Below are 12,796 nucleotides of genomic sequence, written 5' to 3'. Positions count from 1 at the left end.
CTCGTACCGGAGGGGTGTGGTGACCGGTACGAGGGCGGGATCCCGGAGGGGCAGGGGGGCGCGGTGGCCCCGGGGCGTCAGCCCATGTGCGGGTAGCGGTAGTCCGTCGGCGGGACCAGCGTCTCCTTGATGGCGCGGGTCAGTGTCCAGCGCATCAGGTTCTGCGGGGCGCCCGCCTTGTCGTTGGTGCCGGAGGCCCGGCCGCCGCCGAAGGGCTGCTGGCCGACGACGGCGCCGGTCGACTTGTCGTTGATGTAGAAGTTGCCGGCGGCGTAGCGCAGCTTCTCCATCGCGTGCGCGGCGGCGGCGCGGTCGCCCGCGATGACCGAGCCGGTCAGGGCGTACGCCGAGACGGACTCCATCTGGTCGAGGACGGCGTCGTAGTCGGCGTCGTCGTAGACGTGCACCGCGAGGATCGGGCCGAAGTACTCGGTCGTGAAGACCTCGTTCGCCGGGTCGGTGCAGACGATGACGGTGGGCCGGACGAAGTAGCCGACGGAGTCGTCGTACGTGCCACCCGCGACGATCGTGCAGCTCGGGTCGGCGGCGGCACGGTCGATGGCGGCCTTGTTCTTGGCGAAGGCGCGCTCGTCGATGACGGCGCCGATGAAGTTGGTCAGGTCGGTGACGTCGCCCATGGCGATCCCGTTGACCTCGGCCGCGAACTCCTCCTGGAAGCCGTCGTTCCAGATCGAGGCGGGGACGTACGCGCGCGAGGACGCGGAGCACTTCTGGCCCTGGTACTCGAAGGAGCCCCGGGTCAGCGCCGTCTTGAGGACGGCCCGGTCGGCGCTCGGATGGGCGACGACGAAGTCCTTGCCGCCGGTCTCGCCGACGATGCGCGGGTAGGAGCGGTACGTCTCGATGTTGGCGCCGACCGTCTTCCACAGGTGCTGGAAGGTCCTGGTCGAGCCGGTGAAGTGGATGCCCGCCAGCTCGGGGTGGGTGAGGGCCACGTCGGAGACGGCGACGCCGTCGCCCGTCACGAGGTTGATGACGCCCTTGGGCAGCCCCGCCTCCTCCAGCAGCTCCATGAGCAGCACCGCGGCGAGGGTCTGTGTGGGGGACGGCTTCCAGACGACCACGTTGCCCATGAGGGCGGGCGCGGTGGGCAGGTTGCCGGCGATCGCCGAGAAGTTGAAGGGGGTGATCGCGTAGACGAACCCTTCGAGGGGGCGGTGGTCGAGCCGGTTCCAGACGCCCGGGGAGTTGGCGGGCGGCTGCTCGGCGAGCAGGTCACGGGCGTACTTGACGTTGAAACGCCAGAAGTCGATCAGCTCGCACGGACAGTCGATCTCGGCCTGCTGGGCCGTCTTGGACTGGCCGAGCATCGTCGCGGCGGCCAGCTTCTCGCGCCACGGTCCCGCGAGCAGTTCGGCGGCGCGCAGGATGATCGCGGCACGGTCGTCGAACGCCATCGCGCGCCAGGCGGGGGCGGCGGCCAGCGCGGCGTCGACCGCGTCCTGGGCGTCCCGCCGGGTCGCGCCGGCGAACGTACCCAGAACGGCTCCGTGGTTGTGCGGCTGGACGACGTCGACGCGCTCGCCGCCGCCCATCCGCTTCTCGCCGCCGATGGTCATCGGCAGGTCGACGGGGTTCTCGGCCAGTTCCTTGAGCCGGGCCTCCAGCCGGGCCAGCTCGGGCGAGCCGGGGGCGTAGCCGTGCACCGGCTCGTTGACCGGTGCGGGAACCTGGGTCACAGCGTCCATGGGGGCCGCATCTCCTTCATCTGCTGATCTGCTCGTCTTCGGGCGGTCGGTGGGGCGCGTGGGGGTCAGCCGCGGCTGACCAGCGAGCGCAGGAAGAATGTGAGGTTGGCGGGGCGCTCGGCGAGACGGCGCATGAAATATCCGTACCAGTCGGTGCCGTACGCGATGTAGACGCGCATCCGGTGTCCCTCGGCGGCGAGCCGGAACTGCTCGGCCTCCCGGATGCCGTACAGCATCTGGAACTCGTACTCGTCCAGTTTGCGCCCGGCGCGCCGGGCGAGGTCCTGGGCTATGGCGACGATGCGCGGGTCGTGGGTGCCGACCATCGGGTACCCGGAGCCGTCCATCAGAATCCGCAGACAGCGGATGTACGCCCGGTCGACCTCCGTCCTGTCCTGGTACGCGACGGACGCGGGCTCCTTGTAGGCGCCCTTGACCAGGCGTACGCGCGAGCCGGCCGCGGCCAGGACGCGGCAGTCCTCCTCGGTGCGGAAGAGGTACGACTGGACGACGGCGCCGGTCGACGGGAAGCGCTCGCGCAGTTCGGCGTGGATGGCGAGCGTCGAGCCGATGGTGGTGTGGTCCTCGGCGTCGAGGGTGACGGTGGTGCCGGCGGCGTCCGCCGCCTCGACGACGGCGGTGATGTTCTTCAGGGCGAGGTCGTGCCCGCCGGGCAGCGCCTGCCCGAAGGAGGAGAGCTTCACCGACATCTCGGCGCGAGGGCCGAGCTCCAGCGGTGCCAGGGCGTCGGTCAGCCGCAGATAGGCGTCCCGGGCGGCGAGCGCCGCGGACGGGTCCGTGATGTCCTCGCCGAGGACGTCGAGGGTGATCTCCAGGCCCTGGTCGGCGAGGGACCGGACGACGGGGGTGGTCTCCTCGACGGTCTCGCCGGCGATGAAACGGTTCACCACGGGCTTGGTGACCGGGGCGGCCGAAAGTGTGCGGCGCAGGGCGTCGCTGCGCGACGCGGCAAGGATCACGGGACCCAGCACAGGGACCTCCACGGTGGATCGAACGGTGCGGCAGGGGAACGGCAGGAGAACCACTGTGAAACCTAAGGATCGCTCCGATCCTCTGCCATCGACACCTGTCACGCATCCGTGGCCCGGATCTCAGACAGATGTCTGAAGGCGGTGGGAGAATGTCCGGGTGAAGGACGATTACCAGGAACTGGTGGACGAGATCTCGACCCTGCTCGGCGTCCCGGCGACCCTGGAGAACCGGGATTTCGGACTGATCGCCTTCGGGGTGCACGACAGCGAGGACGACTCGGCGATGGACCCGGTCAGGACGCGTTCGATCCTGACCCGCCGGTCGACGCCCGCCGTCCGCGCCTGGTTCGAGGACTTCGGCATCACCCACGCGTCCGGCCCCGTGCGGATCCCGGCGGCGCCGGACGCGGGGGTCTTCCGTGGCCGGATCTGTCTGCCCGTACGCCATCGGGGGCGGGTCCTCGGCTATGTCTGGCTGCTCGACGACTCCGACCCGGGGCCGGGCGCCGCCGCGCTCGCGGCGGCCATGGAGGTGACGGAGCGGATCGGCGACCTCCTCGCCGACCAGGCGAAGGCGGGCACCGACCTGGCCAGGGAGTTGCGGGCCGTCCTCGCCGCGGGCCCCGGCTGGCAGCGGGAGATGGCGGCGGCAGCGCTGCGTACGGCGCTGGGCCCGAGCGCGGACGGGGCGCATCTGCTGCTCTGCGTGGCGCCGTGGGACGCCGAGGAGCCGCCGGTCCGGGCGGTGCCGGGGACGGCGGCGCTCTGCGTCCTGCCGCTCCCCGCGGCGCCCGGGGCGTACGCGGCCCGCGGCGCGGAGGGCGACGGGGCGCTGGCCCTGCTCGTACGGCTGCGCTCGGCGGACGCGGAGGCGCCCGTCCTGGCGGCCGCGGCGCGGCTGCGCGCGGCGGCGGTACCGGCCGCCGGGGCCGGGGTCTGCGCCCCGCGCCGGGGGCTGGCGGAGCTTCCGGAGGCCTGGCACGAGGCGGTGGCGGCGGCCCGCGCCTCGGTGGCCCAGCCCCGGCTCGGCCCGGTGGCGCGGTGGGCGTCGATGGGCGCGTACCGGCTGCTGACGGCGCTGCCCACGGCGCCCGACCCGGCGGTGCTGGCCCTGCTCTCCCCCGCCCACGCCGAACTGGCGCACACCGCCGAGGTGTTTCTCGACCACGCGGGCCAGGCGGGCCGTACGGCCTCGGCGCTCGGCATCCACCGGCAGACGCTCTACTACCGGCTCTCCCGGATCGAACAGCTCACGGGCCTGGACCTGGACGAGGGCGAGGACCGGCTGCTGCTGCACATGGCTCTGAAGGCGGCGCGCCTGTGACCGCGCGCCCCGGCGGGCGGGGCGCGTTGGCGCGGGGAACGTCCGAAGGGCCCGGTGGGATGCCACCGGGCCCTTCGGTCGGGATCAGGACGAGGAGCGTCAGTCCGTGAGGTTCACCGAGCGGGCCGAGGCCGCGCCGATCTCGGAGGCGATCTCCGTGAGCACGGCCGGCGGGACCGTGTCGTCGACGGTGAGGACGACCAGCGCCTCGCCGCCCTCCTCCGCGCGGGAGACCTGCATGCCCGCGATGTTCAGCCCGGCCTCGCCGAGGATCCGGCCGACCGTGCCGACGATGCCGGGGCGGTCCTCGTACCGCAGGACGACCATGTGCTCGGCCAGCGCCAGGTCCACGTCGTACTCACCGATGGCGACGATCTTCAGCAGGTGCTTGGGCCCGGCCAGCGTGCCGGAGACCGAGACCTCCTCGCCGCCCGCGAGCGTGCCGCGCACCGTCACCACGTTGCGGTGGTTCGGGGACTCGCTGGAGGTGGTGAGACGGACCTCGACACCGCGCTCCTGCGCGAACAGCGGCGCGTTCACGTACGACACGGTCTCCGCGACGACATCCTCGAACACGCCCTTGAGCGCGGAGAGTTCGAGCACCTTCACGTCGTGCTGGGTGATCTCGCCGTAGACCTCGACGTCGAGCCGGGCCGCGACCTCGCCCGCGAGTGCGGTGAAGATCCGGCCGAGCTTCTCGGCGAGCGGCAGCCCCGGGCGTACGTCCTCGGCGATGACCCCGCCCTGGACGTTGACCGCGTCGGGGACCAGCTCACCGGCGAGCGCGAGCCGTACCGAACGGGCGACCGCGACGCCCGCCTTCTCCTGCGCCTCGTCGGTGGAGGCGCCGAGGTGCGGCGTACAGACGACCTGGTCGAACTCGAAGAGCGGGGAGTCCGTGCAGGGCTCCTTCGCGTACACGTCGAGACCGGCGCCGGCGACCCGGCCCTCCTTGAGGGCGGAGGCGAGCGCCGCCTCGTCGACGATCCCGCCGCGCGCGGCGTTGACGATCCGGACCGACGGCTTGACCTTGTGCAGCGCCTCGTCGCCGATGAGACCGATCGTCTCGGGGGTCTTGGGCAGGTGCACGGTGATGAAGTCCGACACCTCCAGCAGCTCGTCCAGCGTCAGCAGCTTGACGCCCATCTGCGCGGCGCGGGCCGGCTGCACATAGGGGTCGTACGCGACGATCTTCATGCCGAAGGCGGACATGCGCTGCGCGACGAGCACGCCGATCCGGCCCAGGCCGACCACGCCGAGGGTCTTCTCGCTCAGCTCGACGCCCGTGTACTTGGAACGCTTCCACTCACCGTTCTTGAGCGCGGTGTTGGCCTGCGGGATGTGGCGCGCGGTGGCCACCAGCAGACCGCAGGCCAGCTCGGCGGCGGTGACGATGTTCGACGTCGGCGCGTTGACGACCATCACACCGGCCTTGGTGGCGGCGGAGACATCGACGTTGTCGAGGCCGACCCCGGCGCGGGCGACGACCTTCAGCTTCCTGGCCGCGGCCACGGCCTCCGCGTCGACCTTGGTCGCGGAGCGGACGAGGATCGCGTCCACGTCGGCGATGGCCGGAAGCAGCTCGGCGCGGTCGGCGCCGTTGCAGTGCCGGATCTCGAAATCCGGACCGAGCGCGTCGACGGTGGCGGGCGACAGCTCTTCAGCGATGAGTACGACAGGTTTCGAGCTCACGTGAGTCCTCACAAGTCCCATTGCGGACGGCCGTCCCGACGGCCGCATGCGGTGGAGGGGTCCTAGGGCGGAGCGCGCCCTAACCGCGTGAAAGACGCACGACGCTGTGGGCCTGACGCGTATGTGTTGAGCAGTGTAATGCTGCCGCGGGCGGCGTTTCCGCCCCTGCGGCAGGATCACTCGTACGTGCGGCCAGGCGCCAGCGTGCCGTGCGTCGCCGGTGGGCGGGCGGCCCCGGCCCGGCCCTCTCCCCCGGTGCGTCCGGGGGATCGGGAGCCGTGCCGGGGCCGCCCGCCCACGGTGTTACGCGTCCTCGTCGTCGACCCAGCTCATGAGCTTGCGCAGCTCGGCGCCGGTCGTCGCCAGCAGGCTGTCGCTGTCGGCCTTCTTGTACTCGTTGTACTTCTTCAGACCGCCGTGGTACTCGTCCATCCAGTTCTTGGCGAACGTACCGTCCTGGATCTCGGCCAGGATCTTCTTCATCTCGACCTTGGTCTGGTCGGTGATGACACGCGGGCCGCTGACGTAGTCGCCCCACTCGGCGGTCTCGGAGACCGACCAGCGCATCTTCTCCAGGCCGCCCTCGTACATGAGGTCCACGATCAGCTTCAGCTCGTGGAGGCACTCGAAGTACGCGATCTCCGGCTGGTAGCCGGCCTCGGTCAGCGTCTCGAAGCCCGCCTTGACCAGCGCGGCGGTACCGCCGCAGAGCACGGCCTGCTCACCGAACAGGTCGGTCTCGGTCTCCTCGGTGAAGGTCGTCTTGATGACGCCGGCGCGGGTGCCGCCGATGCCCTTCGCGTAGGAGAGGGCCAGCGCGAACGCCGAGCCCGAGAAGTCCTGCTCGACGGCGGCGATACACGGAACGCCGCGGCCCTCCTCGTACTGGCGGCGCACCAGGTGGCCCGGGCCCTTGGGGGCGACCATCGCGACATCGACATTGGCCGGCGGCTTGATGAAGCCGTAGCGGATGTTGAGGCCGTGACCGAAGAACAGCGCGTCGCCGTCCTTCAGGTGGTCCTTGATCGACTCCTCGTAGACCTGGGCCTGGATCGGGTCCGGCACCAGGATCATGATGACGTCGGCCTCGGCGGCGGCCTCGGCGGGCGTCACGACCCGCAGACCCTGCTCCTCGGCCTTGGCCTTGGACGTGGAGCCCTCGTGCAGGCCGACCCGGACGTCGACACCCGAGTCACGGAGCGACAGCGCGTGGGCGTGGCCCTGGCTGCCGTAACCGATGACCGCGACCTTGCGGTTCTGGATGATGGACAGGTCGGCATCGTCGTCGTAGAACAGCTCGGCCACTGGGTCTTCTCCTTGGTGTGCACTTCTGTGAATGTCGCAGCTTGCGTCCCACCGTACGGCGGGTGGGCGAAGCCGGTCTCCCGGTCTCGGCATTCGAACCGGACCGGGCGGGGTCCTGTTCGCCTCTCGTGGCGAGGGGCGTCAGGCGCTGCGGTCCAGGGCCCGCAGGCTGCGGTCCGTGATGGACCGCGCGCCACGCCCTATGGCGATCGTCCCGGACTGCACCAGCTCCTTGACGCCGAACTGCTCCAGCATCTTGAGCATGGCGTCGAGCTTGTCACTCGATCCGGTGGCCTCGATCGTGACCGCGTCGGGTGACACGTCGACGGTCTTGGCGCGGAAGAGCTGGACGATCTCGACGATCTGGGAGCGGGTCTCGTTGTCGGCGCGGACCTTCACCAGGACGAGCTCGCGCTGGATCGCAGCGCCGGGCTCGAGTTCGACGATCTTCAGGACGTTCACCAGCTTGTTGAGCTGCTTCGTCACCTGCTCCAGGGGCAGTTCCTCGACATTGACCACGATGGTGATGCGGGAGATGTCGGGGTGTTCGGTGACACCGACGGCGAGCGAGTCGATGTTGAACCCGCGGCGGGAGAACAGCGCGGCGATCCGGGCGAGGATGCCGGGGGTGTTCTCCACCAGAACGGAGAGCGTGTGCCTGGTCATGTGTCGGTCTCTTCTCTCGTTCTCGCGGCTCAGTCGTCGGCGCTGTCGCCGAAGTCGGGGCGGATGCCCCGGGCGGCCAGGACCTCGTCGTTCGAGGTGCCGGCGGGGACCATCGGCCACACCTGGGCGTCCTCGTGGACGATGAAGTCGACCACGACGGGGCGGTCGTTGATGGCGTTGGCCTTGGCGATGACCGCGTCGAGATCGTCCGGGGACTCGCAGCGCAGGGCGACACAGCCCATGGCCTCGGACAGCTTGACGAAGTCCGGGACGCGGGTGCCGCCGCTGGGGCCGTCCGTGCCGCCCTCGCCCGCGTGCAGGACGGTGTTGGAGTAGCGCTGGTTGTAGAAGAGGGCCTGCCACTGGCGGACCATCCCGAGCGCCCCGTTGTTGATGATCGCGACCTTGATCGGGATGTTGTTGAGCGCGCAGGTGGTGAGTTCCTGGTTGGTCATCTGGAAGCAGCCGTCGCCGTCGATCGCCCAGACGGTACGGTCCGGCTGCCCGGCCTTTGCGCCCATGGCCGCCGGGACGGCGTACCCCATGGTCCCGGCGCCGCCGGAGTTCAGCCAGGTGGCGGGCTTCTCGTACTCGATGAACTGCGCGGCCCACATCTGGTGCTGGCCGACGCCCGCGGCGAAGATCGTGTCCTCGGGGGCCAGTTGGCCGACGCGCTGGATGACCTGCTGCGGCGAGAGGGCGCCGTCGCCGGGCTGCTCGTAGCCGAGGGGGTAGGTCTCGCGCCAGCGGTTGAGGTCGCGCCACCACGCGGCGTACCCGCCCTGGGCGGCCTCGCCGACATGGCCTTCGGTGTGCTCCGCCTGGACGGCCTGGACGAGGTCGGCCAGGACCTCGCGGGCGTCCCCGACGATCGGCACGTCCGCGATGCGGTTCTTGCCGATCTCGGCGGGGTCGATGTCCGCGTGGACGACCTTGGCGTACGGCGCGAAGCTGTCCAGCCTGCCGGTGACGCGGTCGTCGAAGCGGGCGCCGAGGGCGACGATCAGGTCGGCCTTCTGGAGCGCGGTGACAGCGGTGACCGAACCGTGCATGCCCGGCATCCCCACATGCAGCGGGTGACTGTCGGGGAAGGCACCCAGCGCCATCAGGGTGGTGGTGACGGGAGCGCCGGTCAGCTCGGCGAGGACCTTCAGCTCGGCGGTGGCGCCGGCCTTGATGACGCCGCCGCCCACGTACAGGACGGGGCGCTCGGCCTGGGTGATCAGCCGGGCGGCCTCGCGGATCTGCTTGGCGTGCGGCTTGGTCACCGGGCGGTAGCCCGGCAGGTCCTGGGTGGGCGGCCAGGAGAAGGACGTACGGGCCTGGAGGGCGTCCTTGGCGATGTCGACCAGGACGGGGCCCGGCCGGCCCGTGGAGGCGATGTGGAACGCCTCCGCGATGGTCCGGGGGATGTCCTCGGCCTTGGTGACGAGGAAGTTGTGCTTGGTGATCGGCATCGTGATGCCGCAGATGTCCGCCTCCTGGAAGGCGTCCGTGCCGATGGCCTTGCTCGCCACCTGGCCGGTGATCGCGACGAGCGGCACGGAGTCCATGTGTGCGTCGGCGATCGGGGTGACCAGGTTGGTGGCGCCGGGCCCCGAGGTGGCCATGCAGACGCCGACCTTGCCGGTGGCCTGGGCGTAGCCGGTCGCGGCGTGGCCCGCGCCCTGCTCGTGGCGGACGAGGACGTGCCGGACGCGGGTGGAGTCCATCATCGGGTCGTACGCGGGAAGGATGGCGCCGCCGGGGATGCCGAATACGATCTCGGCGCCCACCTCTTCAAGAGACCGGATGAGCGACTGCGCGCCCGTGACGTGCTCGACTGAGGCGGAGGACGGTCCGCCGTTACGGGCCCGCGACTGCGGATGGTGGGCCCCGGTGGCCTGCTCGGTCATCGGCATTCTCTTCTCGAAGCTGAGGGTTTTTGCGAGTTTTGTGGTGTGCCGGTGCAACAAAAAACCCCTCGTGCCGTGAGGCAGGCGAGGGGAGCGCGTCGGTGCGGTCTGCAGAGCGGGAAGGAGGCTCTGCGTCAGCCGACGCGCTGTCCAAGTACGAGAATTCGGGTGCGCATGGGATTGACCCTCCCTCCGGCGCGCCCCGGCTGTCAAGTGGGTGGGACGGGAGTCTCAGTATTTGAGCGGATGGCGGGCCGGGGAATCCGGTCGGAGACGGGCTGTCGCGGCCGCCGTACGGGCAGCGCGGCGCCGGTGCCGGCGAGGACGGGCAGGGCGTTGGTGCCGGGCATGGGGTAGGAACCGGCCACCAGCGCGCGGCGCAGCCGGTACTCGTCGAGCGGCCCGGAGAAGGCCATGCCCTGGCCGTGGGTGCACCCCATGGCACGCAGGGCGGTCACCTGCTCGGGGAGGTCCACCCCCTCGGCGACGGACTGCATGCCCAGGTCGCAGGCGATCCGCAGCAGCCCGGCGGTGATCTTGTGCAGCCGGCCGGACTCCACGACGCCCTCGACCAGACCGCGGTCCAGTTTCAGTACGTCGACGGGGAGGCGGCGCAGCGCGTTCATCGCCGCGTAGCCGCTGCCGAAGCCGTCGAGCGCGATCCGTACGCCGAGGCGGCGCAGTGCGACGAGGCGGTGTTCCAGCTCGTCCAGGGAGGCGCGCGGGTCGTTGTCGGACAGCTCGATCATCAGGGCCCCGGAGGGCAGCCCGTGGCGCGTCAGGAGGGCTTCGACGGAGCTGAGCGGCAGGGACTTGTCGAGGAGCTTGCGGGCCGGGATCCGTACGGAGACGGGCGCGCAGTAGCCCATCCCGGCGCGCTCGGCGGCCTGCTTGACGGCTTCTTCGAGGAGCCAGTGACCCAGCTCCGAGGTGCGGTCCCCGTCGTCGGAGCCGCGCAGGAACTCGGCGGGGGTGAACAGGATGCCCTGGGCGGAGCGCCAGCGGGCCTGGGCGGCGACGGCGGAGACCCGGCCCGAGGTGAGGTGCACCACGGGCTGGTGGAGCAGGGTGAACTCGCCGTCGTGCAGCGCGGTGCGCAGTCTGGCCGCCAGCTCGGTCCTGCGGACCACGTCGGCCTGCATCTGGGGCGCGTACATCTCGACGCGGTTCTTGCCGCCCGCCTTGGCGCGGTACATGGCGAGGTCCGCGTTGCGCATGAGGTCGGTGGGGGTTATGCCGGGCTCGGCGAAGGCGACGCCGATGGAGGCGGCGACACGGACGTCGTTGCCGTCGATCTTGTAGGGCTGGGAGAGCTTGAGGCGCAGCCGGTCGGCGATCTCGTGGACCTGGTACTCCCGGGCGGCCTGGTCGCCGGAGCCGTCGCCGAGGACGATGGCGGCGAACTCGTCGCCGCCGAGCCGGGCGGCGGTGTCGCCCGCCCGGACGGAGTCCTGGAGCCGGTGGGCGGCGAGGATCAGGAGTTCGTCCCCCACCTGGTGCCCCAGGCGATCGTTGACGCCCTTGAAACCGTCGAGGTCGATGAAGAGCACCGCCGTGCCCGGATCGGTCGTACGGCGGCCGGAGAGGGCCTGCCTGACCCGCTGGGTGAACAGAGCCCGGTTGGGCAGGTCGGTGAGCGGGTCGTGCTCGGCGTTGTGCTGGAGCTGTGCCTGGAGGCGGACCCGTTCGGTGACGTCCCGGCTGTTGAAGATCAGCCCGCCCTGGTGGCGGTTGACGGTGGACTCCACGTTGAGCCAGTCGCCGGTCCCGGAGCGGAAGCGGCACTCGATGCGGGTGGTGGGCTCGTCGGCGGGCGGGGTGGCCAGGAAGCGCCGCACTTCGTGGACGACCCGGCCGAGGTCGTCGGGATGGATGATCGAGGCGAGTTCGGCGCCGACGAGATCTTCGGCCTCGCGCCCGTAGACGCCGCTGGCGGCGGGGCTCACGTAGCGGAGTATCCCGGAGGGCGCGGCGATCATGATGACGTCGCTGGACCCCTGGACCAGGGAGCGGAAGTGGCTCTCCTTGTGGGCCAGTTCATGGGTGAGGGCGATGTTGTCGACGAGCATGATGCCCTGCCGGACCACCAGGGCGAGCACGACCGTGCAGCCGGTGAGGACGACCACCCGGTCGACCTTGCGGCCCTCGGTGACGTTGTACAGAATCCCCAGGGTGCACACGGCCGCGGCGAGATACGGCGTGAGCGCGGCCAGGGAGCCCGCGATCGGCGTGGAGTGCCGGATGTGGCGGTCCTCGCGGGGCGTGGCGGGGGCGCTGGGCTCGGGGACCCGCCGGACGCCCCAGGGCGCGTACGCGAGGAGCAGCGACCCGGCGAACCAGCCCGCGTCCAGGAGCTGTCCCGAGCGGTAGGTCTCGCGCAGCAGCGGCGAGGTGAACAGGGCGTCGCAGAGCACCGTCAGGGCGAGCGCGGCGATCGCGGTGTTGACCGCGGAGCGGCTGCCCGCGGCCTTACGGAAGTGCAGGGCGAGCACCATGCTGACGAGGACGATGTCCAGCAGCGGGTAGGCGAGCGAGAGCGCGGCCTGGGTGACGCTCTCGCCCTGGAACTGCGCGGTGCGGGCGAGGGCGAGGCTCCAGGAGAGCGTGAGCAGCGAGCCGCCGATCAGCCAGGAGTCCAGCGCGAGGCAGACCCAGCCGGCCTTGCTGACCGGCCGTTTGGCGAGGACGAGCAGGCCGACGATGGCGGGTGGCGCGAAGCAGAGGAAGAAGAGATCCGCGAGGCAGGGGCTGGGTACGGGCTCTTCGAGGACGACCTCGTACCAGCCCCAGACCGCGTTGCCCGCGGAGGCCATCGCGGAGGAGAAGGAGAAGAGCAGCCACGCGGGCCGGAAGCGGCTGGTGTGGCCGCGTGCGTAGAAGAAGCAGGAGACCGCGGCGATCAGAGCGGCGAGGCTCAGTCCGAAGTCACCCATGATCAGGGCGAGTTTCTCCGATCCCCAGCCCAGCGCGGCGCCCGCCGCGTAACCACCGCAGATCAGGGCGAGGAGGAGCTGGGCGACCAGCCCCTTGCTCCCGCCGGAGATCTGGCGCCCGCTCACGAACACGCCCTCGGCGCTCACCGGATGGCCCCGTAAGACGTCACCGTCACCGCCGGCAGGCGCGGATCGCGCGCCGCGGTGTCCGGAGGTCGTCGCCGCCGACACCCCTGCCGCGTCGGATCGTTCGTCCATTGGCCGTACATAGCCCGTCGCC

General features: G+C 71.0%; 8 protein-coding genes. 1 reads left to right on the top strand and 7 read right to left on the bottom strand.

All coding sequences use genetic code 11. The features are described from left to right. Nucleotides 1–77 precede the first annotated feature (77 nt). Together pruA and ACIQ7D_RS31180 are read right to left on the bottom strand one after the other, a co-directional pair. Nucleotides 78–1,709: an L-glutamate gamma-semialdehyde dehydrogenase gene (gene pruA / locus ACIQ7D_RS31185; protein ID WP_403943353.1), complete on the bottom strand. Its 1,632-nt coding sequence runs from the start codon at nt 1,707–1,709 to the stop codon at nt 78–80. 65 nt (nt 1,710–1,774) lie between these two features. Then, nucleotides 1,775–2,701, bottom strand: coding sequence for a proline dehydrogenase family protein (locus tag ACIQ7D_RS31180; protein ID WP_403943351.1), 927 nt, complete (start codon nt 2,699–2,701; stop codon nt 1,775–1,777). A gap of 157 nt (nt 2,702–2,858) precedes the next feature. On the opposite strand from ACIQ7D_RS31180, the gene ACIQ7D_RS31175 reads away from it, so the two are divergent. Further along, nucleotides 2,859–4,025, top strand: coding sequence for a PucR family transcriptional regulator (locus ACIQ7D_RS31175; RefSeq protein ID WP_403943348.1), 1,167 nt, complete (start codon nt 2,859–2,861; stop codon nt 4,023–4,025). 99 nt (nt 4,026–4,124) lie between these two features. On the opposite strand, the gene serA is transcribed toward ACIQ7D_RS31175, so the two are convergent. The 5 genes from serA to ACIQ7D_RS31150 all read right to left on the bottom strand — a co-directional run bounded on the left by serA (nt 4,125) and on the right by ACIQ7D_RS31150 (nt 12,663). Then, nucleotides 4,125–5,717 (bottom strand): phosphoglycerate dehydrogenase, encoded by a 1,593-nt coding sequence (serA, locus tag ACIQ7D_RS31170; RefSeq protein WP_403943347.1) that lies wholly within the window; start codon nt 5,715–5,717, stop codon nt 4,125–4,127. A gap of 303 nt (nt 5,718–6,020) precedes the next feature. Then, on the bottom strand, nt 6,021–7,115 hold the full coding sequence (gene ilvC / locus ACIQ7D_RS31165) for a ketol-acid reductoisomerase (RefSeq protein ID WP_403943346.1): 1,095 nt from the start codon (nt 7,113–7,115) through the stop codon (nt 6,021–6,023). A gap of 48 nt (nt 7,116–7,163) precedes the next feature. Beyond that, entirely contained in the window at nt 7,164–7,688 is a 525-nt protein-coding gene (gene ilvN, locus ACIQ7D_RS31160) for an acetolactate synthase small subunit (RefSeq protein ID WP_329822124.1), read from the bottom strand. A gap of 29 nt (nt 7,689–7,717) precedes the next feature. After that, nucleotides 7,718–9,583: an acetolactate synthase large subunit gene (locus ACIQ7D_RS31155; RefSeq protein ID WP_403943344.1), complete on the bottom strand. Its 1,866-nt coding sequence runs from the start codon at nt 9,581–9,583 to the stop codon at nt 7,718–7,720. Nucleotides 9,584–9,792: 209 nt separating this feature from the next. Further along, a complete protein-coding gene (locus ACIQ7D_RS31150; RefSeq protein ID WP_403943343.1) occupies nt 9,793–12,663 on the bottom strand; it encodes a putative bifunctional diguanylate cyclase/phosphodiesterase in 2,871 nt (956 codons plus the stop codon). Between the last annotated feature and the right edge of the window lie 133 nt (nt 12,664–12,796).

The organism is Streptomyces sp. NPDC096310 (genome assembly GCF_044763125.1).
Classification (GTDB): domain Bacteria; phylum Actinomycetota; class Actinomycetes; order Streptomycetales; family Streptomycetaceae; genus Streptomyces.
Note: the sequence above shows the minus strand (reverse complement) of the source record. Positions and strands in the feature narration are given on the sequence as shown.

Coding starts and splice junctions, on each gene's coding strand:
- pruA (WP_403943353.1), bottom strand. CDS start 1,709: ATGGACGCTGTGACCCAGGTTCCCGCACCGGTCAACGAGCCGGTGCAC.
- ilvC (WP_403943346.1), bottom strand. CDS start 7,115: ATGCCGAGACCGGGAGACCGGCTTCGCCCACCCGCCGTACGGTGGGAC.
- ilvN (WP_329822124.1), bottom strand. CDS start 7,688: ATGACCAGGCACACGCTCTCCGTTCTGGTGGAGAACACCCCCGGCATC.
- ACIQ7D_RS31155 (WP_403943344.1), bottom strand. CDS start 9,583: ATGACCGAGCAGGCCACCGGGGCCCACCATCCGCAGTCGCGGGCCCGT.